This is a genomic window from Halomonas sp. DP1Y21-3 (assembly GCF_019801245.1).
GTDB lineage: Bacteria > Pseudomonadota > Gammaproteobacteria > Pseudomonadales > Halomonadaceae > Halomonas > Halomonas litopenaei.
This window is the reverse complement of sequence record NZ_JAHVJM010000005.1, coordinates 114,021-139,742: the sequence shown is the minus strand read 5'-3', so window position 1 is coordinate 139,742 and position 25,722 is coordinate 114,021. Positions and strand designations below refer to the sequence as shown.

At 63.6% G+C, this 25,722-nt stretch carries 21 protein-coding genes; 13 read left to right on the top strand and 8 right to left on the bottom strand.

Annotation, left to right across the window (positions count from 1 at the left end; translation table 11 throughout):
* The first annotated feature begins 119 nt into the window (after positions 1–119).
* Entirely contained in the window at positions 120–428 is a 309-nt protein-coding gene (locus KUV74_RS15370) for an SCP2 sterol-binding domain-containing protein (RefSeq protein WP_045993717.1), read from the top strand.
* A gap of 38 nt (positions 429–466) precedes the next feature.
* On the opposite strand, the gene nudC is transcribed toward KUV74_RS15370, so the two are convergent.
* The 4 genes from nudC to KUV74_RS15350 are packed head-to-tail and all read right to left on the bottom strand — an operon-like array spanning position 467 to position 3,226.
* Positions 467–1,243: an NAD(+) diphosphatase gene (gene nudC, locus KUV74_RS15365; RefSeq protein ID WP_222516780.1), complete on the bottom strand. Its 777-nt coding sequence runs from the start codon at positions 1,241–1,243 to the stop codon at positions 467–469.
* A complete protein-coding gene (dnaQ, locus tag KUV74_RS15360; protein ID WP_222516779.1) occupies positions 1,243–2,019 on the bottom strand; it encodes a DNA polymerase III subunit epsilon in 777 nt (258 codons plus the stop codon). Before dnaQ ends, nudC begins: the two co-directional genes overlap by 1 nt.
* Before the next feature lie 47 nt (positions 2,020–2,066).
* Positions 2,067–2,501 carry a ribonuclease HI gene (rnhA, locus tag KUV74_RS15355; RefSeq protein ID WP_240184259.1) on the bottom strand — a complete coding sequence of 145 codons (435 nt, stop codon included), beginning with the start codon at positions 2,499–2,501 and terminating at the stop codon, positions 2,067–2,069.
* Positions 2,502–2,524: 23 nt separating this feature from the next.
* Positions 2,525–3,226, bottom strand: coding sequence for a class I SAM-dependent methyltransferase (locus KUV74_RS15350; RefSeq protein ID WP_315900829.1), 702 nt, complete (start codon positions 3,224–3,226; stop codon positions 2,525–2,527).
* A gap of 208 nt (positions 3,227–3,434) precedes the next feature.
* On the opposite strand from KUV74_RS15350, the gene gloB reads away from it, so the two are divergent.
* The 7 genes from gloB (at position 3,435) to KUV74_RS15315 (ending at position 13,762) form a co-directional block, all read left to right on the top strand.
* On the top strand, positions 3,435–4,202 hold the full coding sequence (gene gloB, locus KUV74_RS15345; protein ID WP_222516777.1) for a hydroxyacylglutathione hydrolase: 768 nt from the start codon (positions 3,435–3,437) through the stop codon (positions 4,200–4,202).
* Positions 4,203–4,276: 74 nt separating this feature from the next.
* Complete coding sequence (locus KUV74_RS15340) at positions 4,277–5,470, top strand: transglycosylase SLT domain-containing protein (protein WP_045993723.1); 1,194 nt, start codon at positions 4,277–4,279, stop codon at positions 5,468–5,470.
* Positions 5,471–5,515: 45 nt separating this feature from the next.
* Positions 5,516–7,342 (top strand): extracellular solute-binding protein, encoded by a 1,827-nt coding sequence (locus tag KUV74_RS15335; RefSeq protein ID WP_222516776.1) that lies wholly within the window; start codon positions 5,516–5,518, stop codon positions 7,340–7,342.
* Positions 7,343–7,532: 190 nt separating this feature from the next.
* A complete protein-coding gene (locus KUV74_RS15330; protein WP_083970510.1) occupies positions 7,533–8,606 on the top strand; it encodes a microcin C ABC transporter permease YejB in 1,074 nt (357 codons plus the stop codon).
* Positions 8,607–8,608: 2 nt separating this feature from the next.
* Positions 8,609–9,682, top strand: coding sequence for an ABC transporter permease (locus KUV74_RS15325; protein WP_315900828.1), 1,074 nt, complete (start codon positions 8,609–8,611; stop codon positions 9,680–9,682).
* The gene (locus tag KUV74_RS15320; RefSeq protein WP_045993726.1) at positions 9,672–11,261 is read left to right on the top strand and encodes an ABC transporter ATP-binding protein; all 1,590 of its coding nucleotides are present in this window, start codon (positions 9,672–9,674) and stop codon (positions 11,259–11,261) included. The genes KUV74_RS15325 and KUV74_RS15320 overlap by 11 nt, the downstream gene beginning before the upstream one ends.
* A 206-nt stretch (positions 11,262–11,467) precedes the next feature.
* Complete coding sequence (locus tag KUV74_RS15315; protein ID WP_222516775.1) at positions 11,468–13,762, top strand: GGDEF domain-containing protein; 2,295 nt, start codon at positions 11,468–11,470, stop codon at positions 13,760–13,762.
* 155 nt (positions 13,763–13,917) lie between these two features.
* On the opposite strand, the gene KUV74_RS15310 is transcribed toward KUV74_RS15315, so the two are convergent.
* Both KUV74_RS15310 and KUV74_RS15305 read right to left on the bottom strand, forming a co-directional pair.
* Positions 13,918–14,613 (bottom strand): pseudouridine synthase, encoded by a 696-nt coding sequence (locus KUV74_RS15310; protein WP_222516774.1) that lies wholly within the window; start codon positions 14,611–14,613, stop codon positions 13,918–13,920.
* Complete coding sequence (locus KUV74_RS15305; protein WP_045993728.1) at positions 14,613–15,428, bottom strand: amidohydrolase; 816 nt, start codon at positions 15,426–15,428, stop codon at positions 14,613–14,615. The genes KUV74_RS15310 and KUV74_RS15305 overlap by 1 nt, the downstream gene beginning before the upstream one ends.
* Before the next feature lie 208 nt (positions 15,429–15,636).
* On the opposite strand from KUV74_RS15305, the gene rarD reads away from it, so the two are divergent.
* Positions 15,637–16,536, top strand: a complete 900-nt coding sequence (gene rarD / locus KUV74_RS15300) for an EamA family transporter RarD (RefSeq protein WP_222516773.1) — start codon at positions 15,637–15,639, stop codon at positions 16,534–16,536.
* On the opposite strand, the gene KUV74_RS21000 is transcribed toward rarD, so the two are convergent.
* Complete coding sequence (locus KUV74_RS21000; RefSeq protein ID WP_222516772.1) at positions 16,512–18,941, bottom strand: EAL domain-containing protein; 2,430 nt, start codon at positions 18,939–18,941, stop codon at positions 16,512–16,514. The genes rarD and KUV74_RS21000 overlap by 25 nt on opposite strands.
* 285 nt (positions 18,942–19,226) lie before the next feature.
* Here KUV74_RS21000 and KUV74_RS15290 point away from each other — a divergent pair, with 285 nt between their 5' ends.
* The 4 genes from KUV74_RS15290 (at position 19,227) to KUV74_RS15275 (ending at position 23,620) form a co-directional block, all read left to right on the top strand.
* Positions 19,227–20,384, top strand: a complete 1,158-nt coding sequence (locus KUV74_RS15290) for an NAD(P)/FAD-dependent oxidoreductase (protein ID WP_222516771.1) — start codon at positions 19,227–19,229, stop codon at positions 20,382–20,384.
* Positions 20,385–20,483: 99 nt separating this feature from the next.
* Positions 20,484–22,196 carry a SulP family inorganic anion transporter gene (locus KUV74_RS15285; protein ID WP_222516770.1) on the top strand — a complete coding sequence of 571 codons (1,713 nt, stop codon included), beginning with the start codon at positions 20,484–20,486 and terminating at the stop codon, positions 22,194–22,196.
* A 237-nt stretch (positions 22,197–22,433) separates the two neighbouring features.
* Entirely contained in the window at positions 22,434–23,120 is a 687-nt protein-coding gene (csiR, locus tag KUV74_RS15280; RefSeq protein ID WP_108449393.1) for a DNA-binding transcriptional regulator CsiR, read from the top strand.
* A 287-nt stretch (positions 23,121–23,407) separates the two neighbouring features.
* Positions 23,408–23,620 carry a ribbon-helix-helix protein, CopG family gene (locus KUV74_RS15275; RefSeq protein ID WP_045993734.1) on the top strand — a complete coding sequence of 71 codons (213 nt, stop codon included), beginning with the start codon at positions 23,408–23,410 and terminating at the stop codon, positions 23,618–23,620.
* A 156-nt stretch (positions 23,621–23,776) separates the two neighbouring features.
* Here the strand turns inward: KUV74_RS15275 and KUV74_RS15270 are convergent, their stop codons facing one another.
* Positions 23,777–25,681, bottom strand: coding sequence for a protein kinase domain-containing protein (locus tag KUV74_RS15270; protein ID WP_045993735.1), 1,905 nt, complete (start codon positions 25,679–25,681; stop codon positions 23,777–23,779).
* Positions 25,682–25,722 lie beyond the last annotated feature (41 nt).

Below are 25,722 nucleotides of genomic sequence, written 5' to 3'. Positions count from 1 at the left end.
AATTCTGCAAAGACCTGGACCTTGACGGTCATAGGCCCTGAACGGCGCCCGGCCTTGATTGAAACATTCGTTTGAAATACGCTGCCTGACAGCGACTCACACAACTGCAAGGAATTCTCATGTCACAGACACTCGATACGCTACGCTCTCGCTTCAATCCTGACGCTGCCCAGGGCATGCACGAGATCTTCCAGTTCCACTTCAGCGATACCGAGGATCACTATGTCGTCATCGACGATGGCGCACTGGACATCCAGCAGGGCGAGCACGACGATCCCTCTGTCAGCCTGAGCATGAGCAGCGACACCCTCAAGGGCATCATGACCGGTGATATCAACGGCATGACAGCCTTCATGACCGGCAAGCTCAAGGCGACCGGCAATATCATGCTGGCGACCCGCCTGACCGAGCTGTTTCCCGAGAAGTGATGCTCAAATGGGCAGTGGCTACTCCCGGCGACTGCCCGTCAGGACCGACCGTCACGCACCTCGGACAGGTGCAACTCGATCAACTCCCGCGAGATCGAATAAAGCGGCGGCAACTGCGGTAGCTGCCGTGGCGAGAACCAGGCGGCGTCTTCGATCTCGTGGCCGTCGATCACGATGCGTCGGCTTGCCGCCTCGACCAGATAGCCCAGCATCAGGGAGTGGGGAAAAGGCCAGGCCTGACTGCGAATATAACGCAGCCGCCCCAGCTTCAGACCGACCTCCTCGTGGACCTCGCGATGCACCGCCTGCTCCGCCGATTCTCCCGGTTCGATGAATCCTGCCAGGGTGGAATAGCGTCCGGGTGGAAAACGCGGGCTACGAGCCAGCAACAGCGACTCCCCGTGGGTCACCAGGGTGATGATGCAGGGCGAGATGCGCGGGTAGTTGCGATGGCCGCAATTGTCGCAGTGCATCGCAAACTCGTGTTCCAGACGCCTGGCTGGGCTGCCGCAACGCCCGCAAAACCGGTGGTTGCCCATCCAGGCACCCACCTGCAGCGCCGTTGACACCAGCCCGTACCATGACTCGGGCAACCTCGACAGCCAGCTACGGCCGTCTGGCCAGTCGGCGCCTGGGCTGTCTTCAAGACGCAGCCCCACCGGTTCGTCCGACCACCAGCACAACGGCTGAACACGCTCATCCCAGGGCTCGACCGGCCCCAGCGGCGTATTGTCCAGGCCAGGCGCCATACAGCCCTTCGACAGGCGAATGATACGCCCCGACTCGACACCTCTTGGCAGCTCCCGATGCAGCATCAGACACCGTCCTGCGTGGCGCTGCCGGGGCCGGCGTAGGCAGGGTCCAGGTCGTCCCAGCGACACTCTCCTGCCTTGCCACGCACCTTGTCGAGCTTGGCCAGATGGGCCGCCATCTCCTGATCTGTCGGGCGTACCACGCTCAGCCGCCCCGGCTCCAATGACAGCCGACGCACCGAAAGCTCGCCGGGCACCGCCGCCTGCTGGTCGCTGTCGTTGCCCGCATCCAGGGTCAGGGCGGTCTGCCCACCGGTCATCGCCAGATAGACGTCTGCCAGGATCTCGGCATCGAGCAAGGCCCCGTGCAGCACGCGGTGACCATTGTCGATATCGTAGCGCTTGCAAAGGGCGTCGAGGCTGTTGCGCTGCCCCGGGTGCAGTCCCCTTGCCATGGTCAGGGTATCGAGGATACGACAGTGATCCTTGACGGGCCCTGCATATAGCTCGGGGTGGGTGGCCTTCAACAGCTTGAATTCGTGGTCGATGAAGCCGACATCGAAGGGCGCGTTATGGATGACCAGCTCGGCCCCGCGAATAAACTCCCAGAAGTCGGCCGCCACCTCGGCGAAAACCGGCTCATTGGCGACCCGCTCGTTGGTGATGCCGTGGACACCGATCGCCTCGGCATCGATCTCACGCTCGGGGTTGATGTATTGATGGTAGGAATTTCCGGTCAGACGCCGGTTTATCATCTCCACGGCGCCGATCTCGATGAGACGGTGGCCGTCGCGCGTCTCGATACCGGTGGTCTCGGTATCCAGTACAATCTGTCGCATTCTGGGTCCCTGAAGTCGGATGGGCTGTGGGGTGTGGGCCGACGGCGTCAGGCGCCTTCCAGCAACTCGTCGATGGCCTCGTTGACCAGGGCGTCGGCGGCCTCGTTTCCAGGGTGGCCGCTGTGCCCCTTGACCCAATGCCAGCTGACCTGGTGTCGGCGTGTCTGGTCATGCAGCTCGCGCCACAGATCGGCGTTCTTCACCGGCTGCCTGGAAGCCGTCTTCCAGCCACGCTTGATCCAGCCATGGATCCATTCGGTGATGCCCTTGCGCAGATACTCCGAATCGGTCCAGAGATCCACGTGACACTCGCGCTTGAGCGTCTTCAGCGCCATGATCGCGGCGGTCAGCTCCATTCGGTTGTTGGTGGTATCACGCTCGGCGCCCTTGAGCGACTTGCGGTGATCCCCGCTTTCCAGCAGCGCTCCCCAGCCGCCGGGTCCGGGATTGCCGCGGCAACCCCCGTCGGTGTAAATGGTCACGACAGGGAGTGAATCGGGAGTGGTCAACGCATTGCTACCTTCTTCTGCTTGGGGGTCTGCCGCACACTGGGCTCGAGCCTGGTGGTGCCGAGTGCGGTGTTACCGACCGGCAAGCCGAACAGCGGGCGTTTTCCCTGGGTACAGGCCAGCTGCGAGCGGCAGCGAGCCTGGATGATATAACAATCGCCCAGGGGCAGGTTGTGGCGCCGGCCGAGGGTTTCCAGCATGCCATTGCCACCGGCGAGCCCCGGCAGGCGAAATCGGCAGTAGTCTACCCGCTCGATCTCGAAGTCGACAAACTGAAGCCAGTCCTTCATCGTCCGCGGCGTTCGCCATACGCCCTGCCCCGGCATCTGCCGCCGGCGGCGAGGCCGCACCCTCATCAAACCCGACGATGACAGCGGGGACCAGCCAAGCAGTACCAGTCGCCCCTGCGGCGAGACCACCCGGGCGGCCTCCTGCAGAAGCTGGTGGGGGTGGGACACCACCTCCAGCAAGTGATTGAGCACCACCACGTCCATCGCTCCGTCGGGCAGTGCCAAGCGCTCAGGGCGGCAAACCAGCGTGCTGGAACTTTCCGCCAGCTCCCTGGTCGGAGACCACCGTATCCAGTGGCGAACCGCGCTCATGTCGGCCAGTGGCTCGGCCAGTGACATTTCAAGACCGTGCTGGCCGCACCAGCGTTCGGCCAGCGGGCCCAGGCAGGCTCGCTCGGAACGCCGCACGGCGCATCCGCTGTCGCTGGACCAATAGCGTCGAGCGTGCCGCACCAGGCACGCGAGCTCCATCGGCTCCGACGCATTTGACATAGTCGACCTGTGCCTCCAAAGTGTCTGATTTTGCAAGGCGAAAAAACGAAGTTTACTGAAGTCTGCGCCGGCCGGCCAGCTAGATGCTGCCCGCTCAAGGCTCGCTCCGAGGACCCTGCCGACCATGTTAAGCGTGACACCGATTCCAGCCTTTAGCGACAACTATATCTGGCTGCTGCGCCAGGATTCGAGTCAAGAGGTCTGCGTCGTGGATCCCGGTGACGCCGAGCCTGTTCTGCGCTTTATCGAACGTGAAGGGCTGAGCCTGGGCTGCATCCTGCTGACCCATCACCACCATGACCACACCGGCGGCGTTGCCGAACTGATCCAGCGCTATTCGCCCCGGGTGATCGGGCCGGATAACCCCGAGATCGCAGGCGTCGACGAGATCGTGCGTGACGGTGACGAGTTTCGCGTCATGGGCCGCCTGTTCGAGGTGATGGCGGTGCCTGGGCATACCCTGGACCATCTGGCCTTCTTTACCGCTGGTATCCCGCCGCTGCTGTTCTGTGGGGACACCCTGTTCAGCGGTGGCTGCGGACGCCTGTTCGAAGGTACCCCGGAGCAGATGAAGGGGTCCCTCGACCGACTGAATTCCCTGCCGGCGGATACACTGGTATTCTCCGCGCACGAATATACATTGGCCAACCTCGCTTTTGCGAAGGCGGCCAACCCCGGCAACCCCGACGTTGCCACCGCCTTCGACGAATGTCAGAAGGCACGAGATCTGGACCGACCCACGCTGCCTACAACGATGGAACGTGAGCGCCGCATCAATCCCTTCCTTCGTTGCGATGATGAAGATGTCAAGCGCGCTGCCTCAGCCCATGGGTCGACCGATAGCACGGACGCCACCTTTGCCACGCTAAGAGCCTGGAAGGATTCCTTCTGAACGGCTCGGCGTCCTGAACCATCGTCCCACAGGACGCCCGCGATAAGCATCGCGGGCCAGGAGTTTCTGTACGCATGACATTTCACACGACCCGTAGACGACTTCTTGGCGCGGCCAGCAGTCTGGCCCTCCTTGGCTCGTTGATGGCCGGTGCCTATACATCCCAGGCCTCGCCACTCCCCCCCGGTGGCGCCATGCCATATGGCGGAACCAGCGCTGACGCAAGCGCCGCGCCTTCGCATCAACACCTGACTCGCCACTTCTGGGATGCCCTGGAACTCGAGCCGCAAGATGCCTGGACAAGTCTGCGGGCGGATTTCCAGTGGCAGGACCAGCCGGTCAATGCCCGCGTGCAGGAATGGATCGACTACTACCAGGACAGTCCCCATAACGTGGCGGAGATCACCGAGCGCGCCCGCCCCTGGCTCGCCTGGATCACCCAGCAGGTCGAATCACGTGGTCTGCCGGGCGAGATCGCGCTGATTCCCTTCGTCGAGAGCTCCTTCGATCCCAAGGCACGTAGCCACTTTGGCGCCGTCGGACTGTGGCAGATCATGCCGCGTACCGGTGACGCCCTCGGCCTCAAGCGCAATGGTGCCTGGGATGGCCGCAATGATGTCGTGGCCTCCACCCGCGCCGCCCTGGACTACATCGAGATGCAGGCGGATCAGTGGTACGAGGGCGACCTTCAGTTGTCACTCGCGGCATACAACGCCGGCGCCGGCACCGTCAACAATGCCCGCCGTGCGGCGCAGGCTCGCGGACTCGCCGGCGACTACTGGGATCTCAACCTGCCCTCGGAGACCATGGCGTACGTGCCGAAGCTGATGGCCATCTCGCGGATCATCAATGATCCCGAGCGCTACGGCGTCAATCTTCCGGAGATCAGCGGCTCGGCGGCCTTTGCCAAGGTCTCGGTCACCGCACCGATCTCGTTGAACAAGGCAGCCGCTCTGGCCGGAGTGACCACCCACGAGCTGAGCGAACTGAATCCCGGACTCAAGTCGCGCAACGTCAACCCGCGTCACACCCGTCAGATTCTGGTGCCGGCAGAGAGCGCCGCCACCCTGCGCAATGCCTTGAGCAACCTGGGGCAGATCGAAGTGGCCAGCGCCTCCGACGAGACCCATGTCGTCGAGAGCGGAGACACCTTGAACCGCATCGCCATGCTTCATTCCATCTCGCCTCGGGACCTGGCACGCTGGAATGGCATCGACAACCCGCAGGCTCTTCAACCCGGTCAGCAACTGACACTTTCCGGTCGGTAAAGCGGGCGCCACGGTGGCGCCCCTCAGGACAAGGACTCCACCGCCATGCGACAGGTGGCAATTGGCGCCTGCCTGCTGGGCGCCCTGCTGGCGACCGCCAGCGAGGCCGCAGACGTTTCCAGCGTGCCCACCGTGCACGCCCTTCCGCTCTATGGTGAGCCGGCCCTGCCGGCTGACTTTCGCCACTTTCCCCATGCCAATCCTGATGCTCCGTCAGGCGGTGATTTGATTCGCGCCGCCCAGGGCAGCTTCGATTCGACCAATCCGTTTATTGTTCGTGGCACGCCAGCCTCTGGCCTTACACAGATCTACGACACCCTGCTCGAATCGAACCCGGGAGAGCCCTTCACCATGTATGGGCTCCTGGCGGAGGGTATCCGCCTGGACCCCGAACGGCGCTGGGTCGAGTTCGACCTGCGCCCCGAAGCGCGCTTCCATGACGGCGAACCCGTGGACGCCCAGGACGTGGTATTCAGCTTCGAGACGCTGACCACCAAGGGGCAGCCCTTCTACCGCGCCTACTACAGCGATGTCGACAGCGTCACCGCCATCGACAGCGACACCGTGCACTTCGATCTGGGTGACAGCGAAAGCCGCGAACTGCCGCTGATCCTGGGCCAGATGCCGATCCTGCCCGAGCACTACTGGCGTGATCGCGACTTCGAGGCGGTGACCCGCGATTCGCTGCTCGGCTCCGGCCCCTACCGGATCGCCGAGGTCGATCCGGGCCGCCGCATCGTCTACGAGCGCGTCGACGACTACTGGGGTAGCGAGGTACCGGTCAACGTCGGCCGACACAATATCGGACGGCTGATCTACGACTACTATCGCGACCAGACGGTGGCGCTGGAGGCCTTCAAGGCCGGCAATCTCGACTTCCGCCTCGAGAATTCCGCGAGCAACTGGGCCACGGCCTACGACTTCCCGGCGCGCGAGCAGGGCTTCGTCAGGCAGCTTCACGTCCATGACGGCCAGCCCGCCGGCATGCAGGCCTACGTCATGAACCTGCGCAAGGCCAAGTTTCAGGATCGCCGCGTGCGCGAGGCGATCACTCTTGCCTTCGACTTCCCCTGGCTGAACAGAAACCTGTTCTACGACGCCTATGCGCGCACCGATAGCTACTTCGAGAATTCCGAGATGGAAGCCACCGGCTTGCCGTCCGAAGACGAGCTGGCACTGCTCAAGCCCTTCCGCGACCAGCTGCCGCAGAGCGTCTTCAGCGAGCCACTGCCGATGCAGCAGCCCCAGGAGATGCGTCCACGCCTGAGGAAGGCCCTGGAACTCCTGCGTGAGGCCGGCTACGAGGCCCGTGACGGGGTAATGATCGACCCCGAGAATGGCGAGCCACTGCACGTCGAGATCCTGCTTTACAGCACCCAGTTCGAGCGCATCGCCCAACCGCTGCTGCGAAGGCTGGCCCGACTGGGGGTGCAGGGCAATATCCGTACCGTCGACGTCAATCAGTACCTCAATCGTCTGCGCAGCTTCGACTTCGACATGGTGGTGGGCAGCTTTCCGCAGTCCTTGAGTCCCGGCAATGAACAGCGTGAGTTCTGGGGCAGCGAATATGCCGAACGCCCCCAGAGCCGGAATCTGATCGGCCTTAAGGATCCCGTCATCGACGCTCTGGTCGATCGCCTGATTGCCGCCGACTCGCGCCAGGCACTGGACACCGCCGCCCAGGCGCTGGACAGAGTGCTGCGCTGGGGCTTCTACGTGGTCCCGCAGTTCCATCTGGCCGCCCACCGCATCGCGGTGTGGGACAAGTTTGCCTGGCAGGAGCCCTTCCCCGAGTACACGCTGGACCTGAGCGCCTGGTGGGTAGACCCTGAACGCGAGGCGGTCATCGAGGATCGTCAGCGTAGCCGTTGATTCAACGGCGGCCCAAGGGCGCTGTGCTGTGGTAAGAAGGTCAAAGATTCAGAGGGCAGGCGCACGTGTCCAGCCCGAACGGCAGGCCCGACCACGCCGGCGGCCCTGATACAGAAAATGTTTCTGGTGGTGCGAAGTGTCGTGCGAAACGACGCTTCGCCTTGGCAAACCCAATCCTCAAGGAAATGCCGTGGGTGCCTACGTACTGCGCCGTCTGCTGCTGATGATCCCCACCCTGCTGGGGATCATGCTGCTCAACTTCATCATCGTCCAGGCCGCGCCGGGCGGGCCCATCGACCAGTTGCTGGCACGTTTCGAGGGCTTTTCCAGCGAGGCCAGTACGCGCCTGCAGGGCGGTGGCGGCGAGACCATCGATAGCGGCGAGTCTCGCGGCAGCCGCGGGATCCCCGAGCAGTTCATCACCCAGCTTGAGCAGCAGTTCGGCTTCGACAAGCCGGCCCATGAACGCTTTATCGACATGATGGTGGACTACGCCACCTTCGACTTCGGCGAGAGCTTCTTTCGCGGCGAGGCGGTCACCACCCTGATGTTCGAGCGACTTCCGGTGTCGATCTCGCTAGGTCTGTGGACGACCCTGCTGGTGTATCTGGTGTCGATCCCGTTGGGGGTACGCAAGGCCCTCCGACACGGCTCCGCCTTCGATGTCTGGACCTCCGGCCTGGTCATCGTCGGCTACGCCATTCCCGGCTTCCTGTTCGCTATCCTGCTGATCGTGCTGTTCGCCGGCGGCAGCTACTTCGACGTCTTCCCGCTGCGAGGGCTGACGTCACCGGACTTTTCCGAGCTCAGCGCCTGGGGCAAGGTCAAGGACTACCTGTGGCATATCGTGCTGCCGGTCAGCGCCTCGGCCATCGGCAGCTTCGCCACCCTGACCATGCTGACCAAGAACAGCTTTCTCGACGAGATCCACCGCCAGTACGTGCTGACCGCCCGGGCCAAGGGTGCCAGCGACAGGCGGGTGCTCTATGGCCACGTCTTCCGCAACGCCATGCTGATCATCATTGCCGGGATGCCGTCGGCGCTGATCGGGATCTTCTTCACCGGCTCGCTGCTGATCGAGGTGATCTTCTCGCTCAACGGGCTGGGCCTGCTCGGCTTCGAGGCGGTCATGCAGCGTGACTATCCGGTGATCTTCGGCACCCTCTACCTCTACACCCTGATCGGCCTGATACTCAAACTGGTTTCCGACCTGACGTACGTCTGGGTGGATCCGCGCATCGACTTCGAGACACGGGAATCCTGATCGTGCCTAGCCTTTCTCCCATCACCCGCCGTCGCCTCGCCGTCTTTCGCCACCAGCGCCGTGCCTGGTGGTCACTGTGGGCCTTCGGCCTACTGTTCGTGCTCAGCCTCGGGGCCGAACTCATCGCCAATGACAAGCCGCTGCTGGTGCAGTATCAGCAGCAATGGTACTTCCCGATGCAGGTCGACTATCCGGATACCGTCTTCGACGGCTTTCTGCCGACCGCGGCGGACTATCACGATGACTTTACCCGAAACGCCATCGAGTCGGATGGCTGGATGCTGTGGGCGCCGATTCCGTTCTCCTACGACACCCTGGACGAGTATCTCGACCACCCTGCGCCGTCACCCCCGGATGGCCGCCACTGGCTGGGTACCGATGACCAGGGACGTGACGTGCTGGCGCGGGTGATCTACGGCTTTCGCCTGTCGGTGATCTTTGCTCTGGTGCTGACCGCCGGATCGCTGGTACTGGGGGTGCTGGCCGGTGGCGTGCAGGGCTATTTCGGCGGCAAGGTCGACCTAATCGGCCAGCGCCTGACCGAGATATGGTCGGGGTTGCCGGTGCTGTTCCTGCTGATCATCCTGGCCAGCCTGGTGGAACCCAATCTGTGGTGGCTGCTCGGGATCATGCTGCTGTTTTCCTGGCTCGGACTGGTGGATATCGTGCGTGCCGAGTTTCTGCGCGCGCGCAATCTGGAGTACGTACGGGCGGCCAAGGCCATGGGGCTGCCGTCGCATCTGATCATGTGGCGCCATGTGCTGCCCAACGCCATGGTGGCGACCCTGACCTTCATACCCTTCCTCTTCACCGGCGCCATCACCACCCTCACGGCGCTGGATTTTCTCGGGTTCGGGCTGCCGCCAGGTTCGCCTTCCTTGGGCGAGCTGGTGGCCCAGGGCAAGAACAACCTCCAGGCGCCATGGCTTGGGATTACCGCCTTCATGACCCTGGGGGTCATGCTGTCGCTGCTGGTGTTCATCGGCGAGGGGATCCGCGACGCCTTCGATCCGCGCCACGTCCAAAGCGCCAGCGGCAACACGACACCGCAAGGAAGCCCCGCGCATGAACAATGACACCCTGCTGTCGCTGGATCGGCTGTCGATCGGTTTCGGCGACACCACCGTGGTCAAGGAACTGTCGCTGGACGTCAGGCGCGGAGAGACCCTGGCGCTGGTGGGTGAGTCGGGGTCCGGCAAGTCAGTCACCGCGCTTGGCGCGCTCAACCTGCTGCCGCCCAACGCCACAATCAAAGGCGGTAGATGGCTCGGCGACACCGACCTGTCGCGGCTGACGCCGCGCAAATGGCAGGGGCTGCTCGGCAACCGCGTCGGTTTCGTGTTTCAGGAGCCGATGACCTCGCTCAATCCGCTGCACACCATCGGACGACAGCTGGCGGAGACCCTGCGCCTGCATCAGGGCCTGCGAGGCCGCGGGGCTCGCCACCGCTGCCGCGAACTGCTGGAGCAGGTAAAACTGCCGCGAGCCGAGGAACTGCTCGATGCCTGGCCCCACCAGCTTTCCGGCGGGCAGCGTCAGCGGGTAATGATCGCCATGGCCATCGCCAACCAGCCTGAGCTGCTGGTGGCCGATGAACCCACCACCGCCCTGGACGTGACCGTACAGCAGGAGGTGCTCGCCCTGCTGGCCGAGCTGCGTGATCACCACGGCATGGGCATGCTGTTCATCACCCACGACCTGAATCTGGTGCGTCGACACGCCGACCGTGTGTGTGTCATGCGTCATGGCGAGCACCAGGAAACCGGGACCGTCGAGCGGGTCTTCCAATCACCCCAGAGCGCCCACGCGCGGGAGTTGCTGGACGCCGAGCCGGAAGGTGTCCCGACCCCCTGTGGCGATGCCCCGACCCTGATCGAGGCCCGCCAGCTAAGCGTCACCTTCGAACGGCGCCGACGCCTGTTCCAGCGTCCCCAACCTGGCTTCGAGGCGCTGGCCCCGCTGGACTTGCACATCGCCGCCGGCGAGACCCTGGGCGTGGTCGGCGAATCGGGATCCGGCAAGACCACCCTGGCCTCCGCTCTACTGCGCCTGAACCAGGCCAAGGGGGTCATCGACTTCGCCGGCGCCAGGCTGGATCAGCTATCGGGCAAGGCACTGCGCCAGCAGCGCAGAAATCTGCAGATCGTGTTCCAGGACCCCTACGGCTCTCTCTCTCCGCGAATGCCGGTGGCGGATATCATCAGCGAGGGACTTCGCTATCATCAGCCTGAGCTTTCCGAGCAGGAAGTCAGCGCTCGGGTCCGTGCGACCTTGCGTGAGGTGGAGCTCCCGGAACACGTCGCCCAACGCTATCCCCACGAGTTCTCCGGCGGTCAGCGCCAACGCATCGCGGTGGCCCGAGCGATCATCCTCGAGCCGCGCCTGATCGTACTCGATGAACCGACCTCGGCACTGGACAGGACAGTGCAGAAACAACTGATCGCCCTGCTCAGGGACCTCCAGGCACGGCGCGGACTGAGCTATCTGTTCATCAGCCACGACCTGGCGGTGGTGCGCGCCATGGCCCACAGGGTGATGGTGCTGAAGGAAGGCCGTCTGATCGAACAGGGGGCCTGCATGGACGTACTTTCCCGGCCGGCCGATCCCTACACCAGGGCTCTGGTCAAGGCGGCGGGGCTTGAGCCCCAGAGATGAAGCAAGGCTGACAAGAGGTGTCCCGACAGGGGGGCGGTAGAAGGCATGGCATCTGAGCGCGGTTGCAGCCAAATGCGCTCCATGGCGGTTCATGCCGGGACTGGGGCCGTCCAGGCCTCAAACGTTTATTCTTTCGACTATGCCGTCGAATGTTGTTATTGCCACCTCGTTCTATACTGGCCGGGTTACCGTCCATAGGTCTCGCCATGTTCCGCTGCATCACGCTTCTTGTACTCGCCCTGCTCTGGCTGCCCGGCAGTCAGGTACTGGCTGGCGAGCTCGCGTTGAATGATGACTGGCAATATCGTTGGGGGGACTCGCCCCGCACTCCTGACGGAGAGCTTGAGTGGCTCACCGCCGCTGAAGGGGAATGGAAGTCCCTGGAGGGCATCGGCAATCCCCCGGGTCGTGACGGTCGCGACAGCCTCTGGCTGCGTCGGGAGTTGCCCGCCGGTGACTGGCTTCAGCCGGCGCTGTTCGTCTCAAGCCTCAACCTGGTCGCCGAAGCCTACGTCGATGGGCAACACGTCTATCGCCACGGTCAGCTCGAAGGACCGGACGCCGGGGCCTTCGCCGGCTGGACCTGGCACGCCATCGAGCTGCCCTCGCCCACCCAGGGCAAGACCCTGTACCTGCGCCTGAAGTCGTCCTACAAGGACATCGGGCTTTGGGGCAAGGTCGTGATCATGGAACAGTCACGGATACTGCCCTCGATTCTCGAGGCCACCAAGGGCGAACTAGTGATCGCGCTTGCCTGCCTGATCGTCGCAGCCCTGGCGCTCGTGTTGATCCTGACCCAGCCCGAACGCTGGCGGCTGGGTAGCCTCGGGCTCTTCTCGCTGGCGGTCGGACTCATGGTGCTGGCCGAGAGCGACGCCAGCCAACTGATCGTGTTCGCGCCCCTGGCGTGGGACTATGTGGCCGCCATCGCCTATTTTTCGTTGCCGGTGGCCATGGCGCTGATCCTCGAGCACTGGTTTCCGCAGATCCCGCGACAGGGCATGCGACGTCTGTGGCTAGGCTTGCTGGCCTACGCCATCATCGCCCCGGCGCTGGCGATGCTGGACGTGGTATCGCTTCCTCCGACCTTTCCCTTGTTCGACCTGATACTGCTCGGGGCGCTGGCCTATATGGCACGCTGGCTGTTTCGCTATCGACGAGAGTTCGACAGCGACCAACGCCTGATCGTCGCGAGCTACGCCATCTTTGCTGCCATCGCCATCACCGACATGCTGGTGGCCCACGGCCTGGTGGGCTGGATCAGTGTACCGGTGCATCTTGGTGCCCTGGCCTTCATCGTCGCCATGATCGTCATCTCCACGCGCCACTATGCTCGCTCCCAACGCCAGTTGCAGCGACTCAACGATCACCTCGAGCAAGAGGTGGCCGAGCGTACCCGGCAACTGGAAAGCCTCGCAGAACAGGAGAGACAACGTGCCCTGGTGCTGGCCACCGAACACCACAAGACCCAGCGACTGGCCAGCCTGATCGACACGCTGCAGGCATGCACCAGCCTCGAGGAAGCGCTATGCCTGACCCAGCGGGCCATGCCGGAGATACTGGAACCGATGCAGGGCGCCTTCTACCGGCCTCAGGATCAGCCGGACAACATGACGCTGGAACTGTTCTGGCCCACCACCTATCGCCCCCCGGCTTGGCTGGACACCACCGCGATTCCGCCGCTTCGAACGCGCACGGAAGAAAGCCTGCCCGCCCTGGACGACCTGCTCACGATCTCCACCAGGAGGCCGCCCTCGGACCCTTCGGCACCTTCCCCTGCCGACAACCTGCCTCACTGGATCTTTCCGTTGGACTTGACCGGCCCGGATCGCCAGCACCGCCGACTGGGCGTGATCTGCGTCGTGCCCGACGGGCCACTGGTCAAGCGCCCGCAGTACTGGGATCGCACCCGCAGCTTCATCGAACTCGGCGTCAGCCGCCTGGCCCTGGTATTGTCGAGCATCGCCCTGCAGGAAGAACTATCGGCGCTATCCTATCGCGATGATCTGACCGGACTGCACAATCGTCGCTACTTCGATGAGCTTTTTGCCCACGAGACGGCTATTTCGTTGCGCAAGAAGAGCCCCTTGGCGGTGGTCATCCTGGACATCGACCACTTCAAGAAATTCAATGACCGCTATGGTCATGCGGCGGGTGACACGGTGCTTGAAGGGGTTGGCAGAATGCTGGCCAACAGCTTTCGTGACATCGACGTGGTCTGTCGCTTTGGTGGAGAGGAGTTCGTCGTGCTGCTGCCCGGCGCCGAGGCCGACGACGCTCACCATCGCATGCAGCGCATGTGCCACGCCCTGGCCAGCGCGAGCTTCCGCCACGAGGGCCAGAGCCTGGGTACGGTATCGGTATCCTGCGGCATCGCCAGCTTCCCGGCCACCAGCGACGATCCGAGCTGCCTGCTGGCGATGGCAGACAGCGCCCTGTATCGGGCCAAGCACGCAGGGCGGGCTCGCATCGCACTCGCCACGCCTCACGAGAACGGCTAGCCGGCTGGGGAGCCCTGAAGCACATTAGCGACAGCGCCCGGCCCCGCGCTATCCAATCAGCGCCCGCTGCTGCGATCCAAACCAGCGCAGTCAATCCAGCGCCCACTGCTGCGATCCAAACCAGCGCTCTCACACCAGCGCCCGGCCCCGCGCTGTCAAAACAGCTCGCGTTCCTCGGCTGTCAATTCACGCCATTGGCCGGGTTCGAGTGACGCATCCAGTGTCAAGGGGCCGATCGTGTGGCGATGCAGCGTTTCGACATGGTTGCCGATGGCGGCGAACATGCGACGGACTTGATGATAACGCCCTTCGACGATGGCGAGTTCGACCTCCCTCGACCCGTGACAGGTCAGGGTAGCGGGACGCGTCGGGGTCTCCTCGCCCTCCAGCATGATGCCCTCGGCAAAACGCGCGACGGCCTCGTCAGGGTCGTCCAGGTCCCGTGCCAGCAGTGCCTGGTATATCTTGGCGCTGCGATGACGAGGCGAGGTGATGCGGTGGGACCACTGGCCATCGTCGCTCAACAACAGCAAGCCAGTGGTGTCGACGTCCAGTCGCCCTACCGGCTGCAGACGCTCGGCCTTGGGCAGATCGATCAGGTCAACCGCCCGCGGATAGAGTCCCCGTCTGGCCGTGCACTCCACCCCGACGGGCTTGTGCAGCATGATGTAACGAAGTCCAACCAGCTCAAGAAGTCGTCCCTCCCAGCGCACCTCGTCATCACTCGCCACATGTCGCGCAGCCTTCTTTTCAAGCTCGCCGTTGACCGTTACCTCCCCGCGCACCAGGGCCCGCTTGGCCAGGCTGCGCGTCAGGTCGGTGGTCTCGCTGAGAAAGCGGTCCAGGCGCATCAGTTGGCCTCGTCATCGGCGAGTTGAAAGGCGTCGGCATCCTGCCATGCCGGGAACTTCTCCCGGAATGCCGCCAATTCGTCGCGGTCGAGCACACCGGTCTTGATAAAGGGCTCATCACGCGCCTCGTCGATCAGCGCCTCACCCTTGGCATCGATCAACATGGAGTCACCCGAGTAGGCGAGGCCCTTGGCGTCCTCACCGACGCGGTTGACACCGATCACCGGGGCCAGGTTCTCGATGGCACGCGCCTGCAGCAGCGTGCGCCAGGGGTGGCGCCTCGGCGCCGGCCAGTTGGCAACACATAGAAGGGCGTCATATTCGAAGTGGGTCGATGGGTTCTGGCGTTGACGCAGCCATACCGGAAAGCGCAGGTCGTAGCAGACGCTCAGCAGGATGCGGAAGCCATTGAGCTCGACGATCACGCGCTCACGACCCATGTCGTAGCGTTCATGCTCGCCTGCCATGCGGAAGAGATGGCGCTTGTCATACCAGCTGATGTCGCCGTCCGGTCGCGCCCAGACCAGGCGGTTGAAGTACTCGCCCTGCTCCTCGATGGCCACGCTGCCGGTAACCACGCAGCCTCGTTGGCGAGCCTGATCCACAAGCCATGCCACCACGCTGCTGTCCGCCATGGGCTGGGCCATCTCGCGTGAGTTCATGGTGAACCCGGTGGCGAACATTTCCGGCAGCACGATCAGGTCGGTATCGTTGGCGCCCAGGTCCGCCAGGCTGTCCTCCAGCATCCGGCAGTTGGACTCGGGATCTTCCCAGTGAAGGTTGCACTGGACAAGCGTCGTACGCAGCTGTGTCATGGTAGTCTCATCAATTGACGTCGTCCCCCTAGCCTAAACGACACAGCGCCTTGTCGCAGCAGGTGGCGACGGTCGAATGCCCCAGGCCCCGGAAAACCCACCGTCATCCGGCCTGACGCGACGCGGCGATCAGCTCAACCTTCGCTACCAACATCGATACCAACGTCGACACCAACTTCGGCACCAACTCTGAACGGGAATTCGCGGCATGAAAGGACTCTCCACACCCTCGGCCCAGGGCGTCGCCTTTGCGCTGCTGGCTTATGGCACCTGGGGTGGATTCCCCCTTTTCTTCGCATTGTTCGACGGCGTGGGTGCACTCGAGATACTCGCCCATCGCGTCATCTGGTCATGCCTGTTTCTGGCACTGGTCATCAGTCTGCTCAAGCGCTGGTCGGTCATCGCCAACATTCGCCAGGCACCTCGACAACTGCTGCCGGCGCTCGCCTGCGCTCTGCTCATCGGTGCCAACTGGGGCCTTTATATCTACTCGGTAGAGAGTCACCGGGTGCTGCAGGCGAGCCTGGGCTATTTCATGACACCGCTGGTCAACGTGGCGCTGGGCGTGGTGGTGCTCAAGGAACGCGTCGCGCCGACGCAGCGCCTGGCGATTGGCCTTGCCCTAGGTGCCATCGTGCTGCAGCTATTCCAGTTGGGCACCTTGCCCTGGCTGAGCCTGTGCCTGGCGGTGTCCTTCGGCACTTACGGACTGCTGCGCAAGCAGCTTGCGCTGGACGGGCTGTCGGGCCTGTTCATCGAAACGCTGCTGCTCCTTCCACTGGCGCTGCTGCTGATACAACTGCTGCCATTCAGCCACTTCGACGGGGCGCTATTCTTCACCGCTCCCTACAGCGCCGCGCTGCTGATGGCCTCCGGGGTGCTGACCGCCCTGCCGCTGCTGGCCTTTGCCGGTGCTGCGCGACGGCTGACCCTCGGTACTCTGGGATTTCTGATGTACATCAATCCGACACTGCAGTTTCTGATTGCGTTGTGGGTGTTCAACGAGCCCCTGGCGGTCGAGCAGCTTACGACCTTCGTTCTGATCTGGATCGCGCTGGCGCTCTACTCCTGGTCGAGCCTGCGTCAGCAGCGCCGAGTGCCCACCTGACGCAGTACCGTCGTCGGCATGGGGCCCGGTGGCTTCTCGCCATAGACCGCGACCAGATCCTCCAGCTCCATCGGTGGCGCGAAGAAGTAGCCCTGCCCTTCCTGGACCCCCAGGGTGATCAGCCAACTTGCGTCCTCGACGGTCTCGACGCCTTCCGCCACCACCGTCAGTTCCATGCGATGACAGAGTCCCACCAGCGCCGCATAAGCCTGACGCGCCTGATCGAAACGCCGTGCGGCGTGGAGTAATGAATAATCCAGCTTGATCGCCGCCAGGGGCAGGCGCTGAAGCAGGTTGAAGGCCGTATAGCCGCTGCCAAAATCGTCCAGTGCGACGCCAATACCGCGTTCGTGGAGCCGCCTCATCTGTCGCTGAACCCGCTCGACGTCATCGACATGCTCGTGTTCCACCAGTTCGAGTGAAAGACAGCGCGAGGGTAGCCGGCGCCTAGCCAGTTCACTCTCGACAAAATCGGGAAAACATTCCGCCAACAGCGTGGAAAGGTGAACATTGACCGAAACGGAGCCGAGCCAGGCCGCGCCTCGCAGTTCCAACAACCAATCCAGGGTGCGGCCGATCACCCAACGATCAAAGCGCTCCGCCAGGCCCAGCATTAAAACGACCGGTAGAAATTCCGCTGGAGGAATGTTTCCCGCATCGGGATGGCGCCAGCGGATCAACACCTCGGCACCGACCAGGGTTCTGCTCGGGGGCGCCATCTTGGGCTGGGCCACCAGGCGCCATTGATTGCCGGGATTCTCGATCAGCAGACTGACCTGCCGACACAGCCAACGCCGCTGAGTCTCGTGATAGGGACCCGCCGCGGTCACCCTGAGCACCGGACGTACCCAACCTTCGCTTTCCAGCCGCTGCACCCCCTCTTCCAGCGAAGCCAGACAGTTGCTCAGGTCGGTGGAGTGTCCGGGCACCACCACCACACTGGCATGCCAGCGCAGGACCCGTGCGCTGTCGCGTTGCTGAAACTGCCCCACCAGGGCCAGGTAGCTATCGAGCTGGGATTCCACGTCGGGTCCGTGGGCCTGGGCAGGGACCATGCCGATCAGCTGCTCTTCGCCCCCTAGATACAGCCGCCAGCCCTTGGGGAGATGCGCCTTGAAGACGTCGATACTGATCCGTAGAAGACCCTCGAGACTGCCGCTGCCGAAGCGCCTGCGATAGCTCCTGAGTTCGGGTGAGACCAGCACAAACAGCCACTCCACCTCCTCGCATCGACTGCCTCGATAGTCGCTTACCAACGCCAGCCTGGTAGGCAGACCAAAGCGCTGATCGACCATCAACTTGCGACGAAGACGTCGTGACCTGTTGCGCGCCACCAGCAAGGCCCCCACGCCCAGCAGCGAGCCAACCGCCACCACCGACACCCCGTACAACGCCTGACGATACTCCCGCGCGACCTGCTCCAGCCGTCCGCGAACGCCGATCCACTGGAACGGGAGGTTGTCATGGCCTTCGAACAGACGGTACCAGCGGGCATCGATCAGGTGACGCTGGGCCATCACCGAGGAACTGGCCGGTACCAGGTCAAAGGCTGGCGTCAGCGCCAGTTCCACGGCGGCGTGGGCAAGGAAGTCGACATCGAGAATCGCCCCGCCGGCACAGCCTATCGCCATCTGGAATTCGAAATGGCAGAACACCGGATAGCCCTGGGCGGCCAGCGCTTCCAGTCGATGGGCGGTGCTTCCCGCCCCTTCGGACCAACCGGAGTCCTGCCCCCCTTGCATGTACAGACGAGTACCCGGCGGGCTTCGCGACAACCGCTCGATCACCGCCTCCGGGGTCCAGCCAGTGACCACGTCGACCAGGGTCACATCGGCGACACTGCCGATCACCTCCACCATGTCGTCGACGACATTGAAGGCGTGTTCGGAGTCTTCGGCCAGCAGCATCAAAGGCACCGGTGAGCCAAAGGTTTCCACCAGCATATTGAGCGACTGCGCCATGACCGGGTAGGACTTGAGCAGTTTCACTCCAAGCGCCTGGGCCTGCTCCCTGAAGCGGTCATCATTGAGTCCCAGTGCCACCACCTTGCGCGGCCAGGGGAGCTCGTCACGATACTCCAGATAGAAGGCCATGGCGGGGTCATCGGCAATGATCAGACTGCCGCTTTCATTCAAGGTGCTGGCGGTCAATCGCTGGAGCAGGGCCTCATGGGCCAGCGGCCGCGCCAGTCGCAGCGCATCGACATACTCCACCAGCAGTTGTCGGTCTGCGCTGGCTTCGTGACGAAAACGCGCCTCGACACTGCTGACCACATCGTCATTCCACCGGTACCCCTGGTGGTAAGAGGTCAACAGTGTCAGTGAAGCACCCTGCGACTCGTCCAGTTCATCACCCGATAGCATCGCAGAAGCGACCATGGCCACCAGGCCAAGGGTGGTCGGCACAAGTCTCCTGAGTCTCACCAGTAGCAGTGACCTCAACCACGGGAGAGGGCACGGCCCGAGCAGGATGTGCATGAGTATAGCTCCCACGGGAGCGTCTGCTGGCGACGTTCGATCAAGTGCTGTCTCGCCCCGTAGATGAAGCCTAGAAGTCACCGATGTTCCCCTCGCGCTCCCTTTGGAGGTAGCGACGGAATGAAGATAGGGTTAGGTCCAGCGCGCACCGTCTTTGACCTCGCGCATGTCAGCCGGGATGATCGCTACTCGCTTTCAGGATGACGGCCGCCCATGTCCTCGACCACCGCACGATCCCGCCCTACCGCTATCGGCAGCAAGCCACGGCTGCTGCTGATCGGGGCAGGCCACGCCCATCTGCATCTGCTGCACCAGAGCTCCTTGCTGTCGCGCTTCGATGTCACCCTGGTCGATCCCGGCGCCTTCTGGTATTCGGGCCTGGCCAGCGGCGTGCTGGCCGGCGACCATTCCCCTGCGACCGACAGGATCGATCCTGCGACGCTCTGTCATGGGCGAGGGGTTGCACTGGTCAGAGCGCGTCTTTGTGGGCTGAACACCGACGCGCGCCAGGCGCTGCTGTCCAACGGGACCTCGCTGGCGTTTGATCGACTGGGGCTGAATCTGGGCTCTGCTCCTGTGTTGCGGTCGAGCGATGATGAAGCCAGCGGCGATAGCGCAGCCTCGCTACCAGGCGACAAGCAGACACACTGGCAGATCAAGCCCATCCCCCATCTGGTGCGGCTGCGGCGCAGCCTCGAGCGTCGGTTTCAGCGCCGACAGTCGGTGAGCGTCGAGATTCTCGGTGCCGGCGCCAGCGGGGTCGAGATCGCCTGCGCCATCGAAGCGCTCGGCCGCCGCAACCAGATCGCCGCTGGTGCTCTGACCATTCGCCTGCGACATCGCGGCTCTGGCCTCTTGCCAGAAGCTCCAGCGCGAGCCCGACGCTACCTGTTGGCAGCCCTGGAGCGTCGCGGAATCCTTGTCGTCGACAGCCACCATGACCGACATCTGCCGGCGTCCGACATCGTCGACGCCACTGGGCTGGGTCCTCCGCGAGGACTCGAGAGGTTCGGCCTGCCGACGATCGATGGACGCGGTATAGCCATCGACCCGTCGCTTAAGGTCCAGGGGGCCGACGGCGTCTTTGCCAGCGGAGACTGTGCTGCACTGATCGACCATCCCTTGCCACGGCTGGGCGTCCACGGGGTTCGTCAGGGCCCCGTACTGGCCCAGAACCTGATCGCATCGCTGGACCCACAGGCGTCACTGACCTCTTACCGCCCGCCTGCGCGGGCCTTGTCCATCGTCAATCTCGGCCACGGCGAAGCCCTGGCGCTCTACGGAAACGCCTGGTGGGGCGGACGACTGGCCAGCCGCCTGAAACGTCATCTGGACCTGAATTTCATGCAGCGTACCAGGCGTCTGCGCTGACAAGACTCTACTCGCTCACCGCTTTCGGCTAGGCTAGAGGTTTCTCGGCAAGCGCCTGCGCCAGGCCCCCAATACCCTGACTAGGACGTCGGCATTTCCATGATCAAGCGTTACCTTCCGATTCTTGCCTGGTTGCCACACTATACGCCGCGTCTGCTGGGGGGCGATCTGCTGGCGGGTATCATCGTCACCGTCATGGTGATCCCCCAGTCGCTGGCCTACGCCATTCTGGCGGGTCTGCCTGCCGTGGTCGGACTCTATGCCAGTCTGCTACCGGCGGTGGTCTACGCCATGCTGGGCACCAGCCGCTCGCTGGCGGTGGGCCCGGTGGCGATCATCGCTCTGATGACTGGCGCCGCTCTGTCCAAGGTGGCCACTCCCGGTAGCGCCGCGTACGTCGAGGCGGCGCTGGTGCTGGCACTGCTGTCGGGACTGATGCTGACCGCCATGGGCATGCTGCGCCTGGGCTTTTTCGCCAACTTTCTCAGCCACCCGGTCATCGGTGGCTTTCTCTCGGCCTCGGGACTGCTGATCGCCATCAGTCAGCTATCTCACCTGCTGGGCATCGAGGCCGGTGGCTATACCGCCCTGGCACTGATCTACAGCCAGCTATCCCACCTCGACCAGACTAACCTGTTGACCCTGGCGATGGGCGCCTCGACCCTGCTTTTCCTGTGGGCGACCCGCCGCTATGGGCAACACGCTCTGACGGCACTGGGCCTGCCCAGGGGGCCTGCCAGCATGCTGGTACGCGCAGGTCCCGTGGCGGCGGTGGTCATCACCACGCTGATCAGCTGGCGATGGGATCTTGCCTCCAGGGGGGTTGCGACCGTGGGGCAGATCCCCGCCGGCCTGCCAGCCTTCGGTCTGCCGACATTCGAGCTGGGCCTGTGGCACGCGCTGCTGGTGCCGGCGCTATTGATCAGTGTGGTGGGCTTTGTCGAGTCCATCTCGATGGCCCAGATGCTGGCCGCAAAGCGCCGCGAGCGCGTCTCCCCCAATCAGGAGTTGATCGGACTCGGCGGCGCCAACCTGGCCGCTGCTGTCACCGCCGGCATGCCGGTCACCGGCGGACTGTCGCGCACCGTGATCAATCAGCAGTCTGGTGCACGCACCCCCATGGCCGGTCTGTTTGCCGCCATCGGTATCGGTGTGGTGACACTGGCGCTCACCCCCCTGCTGGAACATCTTCCGATCGCCACCCTCGCCGCCACCATCACCGTGGCCATACTGACGCTGGTGGATATCCCGCTGATTCGCCAGACCTGGCGCTACTCCCGCAGCGACTTCTCGGCCCTGGCGGTGACCATGCTGCTGACGCTGGTGGAGGGCGTCGAAGCCGGCATCATCGCCGGGGTAGGTCTCTCGATTGCGCTTTTCCTGTACCGTACCAGTCGCCCCCACAGCGCCATCGTCGGCCGCATCCCTGGCAGTGAGCACTTCCGCTCGATCACCCGGCATCAGGTCGAGACCGTCAGCCATCTCGCCCTGTTCCGGGTCGACGAAAGCCTCTATTTCGCCAACGCCCGCTATCTCGAAGACACCCTCTATACACTGGTGGCCCAGCGCCCCGAGCTAAGCGACGTGGTACTTATCTGCTCTGCGGTGAATCTGATCGACGCCTCGGCGCTGGAAAGCCTGGACGCGATCAATGCCCGTCTGAAGGACTCTCGCGTCACCCTTCACCTGGCCGAGGTCAAGGGGCCGGTGATGGACCGGCTGAAGCATTCCGACTTTCTCGATGAATTGACCGGCCGCGTGTTCCTGAGTACCTATGCCGCCTGGACGGAGCTTCGACGCACCCGGGACTGATCCACCCGACTCGCCTCGCCGGACGATGCCCGGTATCTGCCCGACAACCACCAGGCGAGGCTGGAGCCGTGTCGATCTTGCGGGTCGAAGGGCCCGCCTCGAGCCATCGGTGCCGTAGATAGGAAAGCCACACCTGCTGCCATCGACACAACTGGGTGCCGACCGATGCCTTAGGAGAATATCGACATTGTCGGCATTGCGGTAAGATGGCCCGGTGATACATGGACGGGCCACGAGATGGAAGACTCACCCAAGCAGAACCTCGCCATCAGCGCTTACCGCTGGCTCAAGCAGGACATCATTCGTGGCGTCTTCGCCCCGGGCGAAAAGCTGTTGATGGCAAGGCTGAAAGAACGCTACGACCTGGGCGTGGGGCCGCTGCGCGAAGCCCTGTCCCAGCTGGTTGCCGACCGTCTGGTGGTTGCCATCAGTCAACGCGGTTATCGGGTGGCCCCCATGTCGCTGGCGGAGCTCGAGGATCTGTACGATGCCCGCGCCCAGCTCGAGGGGCTGATGCTGGAGTTGGCCATCCAACGCGGTGACGATCGCTGGGAAGCCGATATCATCGCGACCGCGCACACCCTGGCCAAGGTCGAAAGCGTCAGCTCCTCCGAGGAGCTGCTCGATATCTGGGACAGTCGCCACAAGGCCTACCACAGTGCCATCGTGGCCGGTTGCAACTCGCCTCACCTGATGCAGGTGCGCGACACCCTGTTCGACCAGGTCGAGCGCTACCGCCACCTGTGGCTTCGCGAGACGGTGTTTTCCAGCGAGGCCCTGGCGGTCAAGCGTGACGAACATGCGGCACTGACCGAGGCGGTATTGAGTCGGGACGCCGGCAAAGCCCGGCGCATGATGCGTGACCATCTGATGACGCCGGTACCGATCATCACCGAAGTGATGGCCCGGCGCGGCCTGGATTGAGTCACCATGACGGCGCTTACGCTTGAGCAAGGCAGTTGGCCTGCGCTCACCTGCGCTCAAAGAAGGGCCACACTCCCGCCTCGGCGCGCAGTGAGCTACTCCCCAAGGGAGAGCGACAGCGCCAGACGGATAGCTGCACACTTGAAAGTGCACCGTGCCTGGTCCTGAACCTCGATGGGCGCGGGCACCGTCTAGACAGGGCCCGGGATTGTCACCGGACTGTCACCCGTAACACCTAGACTTTTCATAAATCTGATAGCCGTACGCGTTGCCACCGGAGGAATACCATGCCCCATCTACTCAGATTCTCGCGGGACCTGGAGGCACGCCTGGATTTCCTGGCCGAAAAGACCGGCCTGTCGAAGGCTGCACTGATCGAACGTCTGGTCAGCGAAGGCGCCGAGGTTCTCGAAGCCGAGCTGGCCCACGAGGGCGCCGGCAGCCAGCGTGCAGAGCGCTCCATCGATCAACTTCTGCGCGAAAGCGGGCTCGGCGCCTGACGACTCGCCTGAAAAGTGCCTGCGCTCGGTAATACGGCGTTAAAAATCGGCTGGTGCGCCAGCTCGGTTAAAATGCTCATTTACACCCCGTAAACTGCGCTTTCTCACCGATTTTTGCCTTGTCTAACCTTCGCTCGTCGACTTTTCGGACAAAGACTAGCGCTGCGCCTGGTGCAAACCTTCTCGCAGCGCTTCTGACTCCCCCCCGGCCGGCTGCTCGGACATCGCTCTTGCCAGCGCCGCTCTGGGGTCGCGTGGATAGTAGCGTTCCGGCTGACGTGCCACGTGGGGAAAGAACCGCGTGTCCTTGTAAGGCATCTTCATGAAGCCGGAGATACCCAGTCCCTCGATCAGCTTCACCGCATCGACGATGTCCTCGAGACAGTCATGGAATTCCTGCTCCCTTGAAGGGTCGAGCAGCCGATAGTGGTGGTGAATCTTGAGATGCGACGGCAGCACCTCGAAGATGATCATGCCGGTGTGGTGGATATCATTGAGCGCCTGAAGCGAGGTGATGATCGCCTCCGGCAGGACCAGCAACTCCTCAGGGTCGGGTCCGTCCTCGAAATAGCTGTGCAGACGGGAGCGATCCTCCAGTTCCGGCACCGCGCTGACCTCATAGGACAGTTTCAGCGACGGATCGACCACGAAGGGGTGATCCGGACTGGTCCGCTCCAGGTGCAGGGTATCGCGGGCATTGAACAGGCAACTCTTGAAGATGCCCCGCCGATGGATCGCCCGCGCCAGGGTCACCATGTTGTTGACCGCCGCCACGAAGGCTCGCTTGAGCCCTGCATCGTGCAGATTCAATGACGAGTCGATATAGACGCCATCGGCCTCCCAGCGCACCGCCAGTCCTCCGACCACCGGGTACTTGCCCAGCCGGCTGACGGCGGCCAGAAAGGCCTTTTCGGTCTCCCCCATGCCCTGCATAAAGTTGCGATAGTAGCGATCGAGCTGAACATCGTTGACGTCATTGAGCGTCTCCTCCACGCCCTCTTCCCTCAGAAAAGCCTTGCGCGAGCTGTACACCACGGTATCGATCTCGCGACTCAGCGCGCGGCTCCACACCGGCACCTGTGCCACTTCCTGGGGCCGCGGCAGATCGAGCATCACCAACCGTCCCAGGCGCGGCATTTCGGTAATGAAGTGGTCGCCGGCCCTCAACCGCACCTCGGGGTCGGGATCGAGCATCCCGTCCAGGGTCCTGGCAAACTCCATCGGCAGACCCAGCGAGGTGGCGGGGATGGCGCGATGTCCAAAACGGCAGGACTGCGCCGAGGCCAGCGCGTAGAGGGTCCCGGCGACACCCTGCTCGTCGAAGCGCGGTGATGACAGCGCGCCCCCAAGCTGGTCCTCGCCGATGAAATAGACGTCCCCGAGCCTGGCGTTGGTCTGCTGCAGATTGTCGGACATCAGCTCCATCACGTTGGCGGTGACGAACTGCAGCCGTGCGTCGAGCTGTGCAAATACCGACGACCCCCAGTCGATCAGCGCCACCGTTTCGTCGCGGGCGTCAAACACCAGATTCGACGGTTTGATGTCGCCATGGACCACCGGCTTTCTCGGGGCGCCGGCGGGGGTGGTTTCACGCCTCAGCTCACGCAGGATATCGGCCAGTTGGGTGGCGATACGCACCACCAGCCGCGGTGACAGCCGACCCTGACGCAGCGATACCTCTTCCAGATTGAGCCCCGGAGCCCGCTCCATCACCAGAATCGCCTGGTGGCGCACCCGCTGATAGGCGACCAGCGCCGGCACACGGGGATGCACCACCTGCTCGAGCATGAAGGCCTCTTCCTCGAGGCGATCCTGCAGGTGCTGCGGCAACGTGACCCGGCTGAACTTGAAGACGTGATGGCGCTGGTCGGGACTGACCCCGGCAAACACGAAACCGTAGGCGCCCTTGCCGACCAGCTCGATGCGCCGATAGCCCAGCTGCTCGAGCTGGGTACGACACAGCGCGACCCACTCCTTGAGCTTGCGCGCGTCGTCCTGGCTGAGCAGGTAGATCGACTGATCTTCCGGGATGTAGAACTGCTGCAACGGGGCCTGGGGCATGGCGGTATCCTCCACCGATACACGATGCCACGGCGGCGCCT

What these genes read in the sequence shown, in the direction of transcription:
- KUV74_RS15275 (WP_045993734.1), top strand. Translation starts at nt 23,408, where the DNA reads ATGCCCCATCTACTCAGATTCTCGCGGGACCTGGAGGCACGCCTGGAT.
- KUV74_RS15335 (WP_222516776.1), top strand. Translation starts at nt 5,516, where the DNA reads ATGCGACAGGTGGCAATTGGCGCCTGCCTGCTGGGCGCCCTGCTGGCG.
- KUV74_RS15340 (WP_045993723.1), top strand. Translation starts at nt 4,277, where the DNA reads ATGACATTTCACACGACCCGTAGACGACTTCTTGGCGCGGCCAGCAGT.
- KUV74_RS15320 (WP_045993726.1), top strand. Translation starts at nt 9,672, where the DNA reads ATGAACAATGACACCCTGCTGTCGCTGGATCGGCTGTCGATCGGTTTC.
- KUV74_RS15285 (WP_222516770.1), top strand. Translation starts at nt 20,484, where the DNA reads ATGATCAAGCGTTACCTTCCGATTCTTGCCTGGTTGCCACACTATACG.
- rarD (WP_222516773.1), top strand. Translation starts at nt 15,637, where the DNA reads ATGAAAGGACTCTCCACACCCTCGGCCCAGGGCGTCGCCTTTGCGCTG.
- KUV74_RS15315 (WP_222516775.1), top strand. Translation starts at nt 11,468, where the DNA reads ATGTTCCGCTGCATCACGCTTCTTGTACTCGCCCTGCTCTGGCTGCCC.
- nudC (WP_222516780.1), bottom strand. Translation starts at nt 1,243, where the DNA reads ATGCTGCATCGGGAGCTGCCAAGAGGTGTCGAGTCGGGGCGTATCATT.
- gloB (WP_222516777.1), top strand. Translation starts at nt 3,435, where the DNA reads ATGTTAAGCGTGACACCGATTCCAGCCTTTAGCGACAACTATATCTGG.
- KUV74_RS15290 (WP_222516771.1), top strand. Translation starts at nt 19,227, where the DNA reads ATGTCCTCGACCACCGCACGATCCCGCCCTACCGCTATCGGCAGCAAG.
- KUV74_RS15270 (WP_045993735.1), bottom strand. Translation starts at nt 25,681, where the DNA reads ATGCCCCAGGCCCCGTTGCAGCAGTTCTACATCCCGGAAGATCAGTCG.
- dnaQ (WP_222516779.1), bottom strand. Translation starts at nt 2,019, where the DNA reads ATGCGACAGATTGTACTGGATACCGAGACCACCGGTATCGAGACGCGC.
- KUV74_RS15370 (WP_045993717.1), top strand. Translation starts at nt 120, where the DNA reads ATGTCACAGACACTCGATACGCTACGCTCTCGCTTCAATCCTGACGCT.
- KUV74_RS15305 (WP_045993728.1), bottom strand. Translation starts at nt 15,428, where the DNA reads ATGACACAGCTGCGTACGACGCTTGTCCAGTGCAACCTTCACTGGGAA.
- KUV74_RS15310 (WP_222516774.1), bottom strand. Translation starts at nt 14,613, where the DNA reads ATGCGCCTGGACCGCTTTCTCAGCGAGACCACCGACCTGACGCGCAGC.
- csiR (WP_108449393.1), top strand. Translation starts at nt 22,434, where the DNA reads ATGGAAGACTCACCCAAGCAGAACCTCGCCATCAGCGCTTACCGCTGG.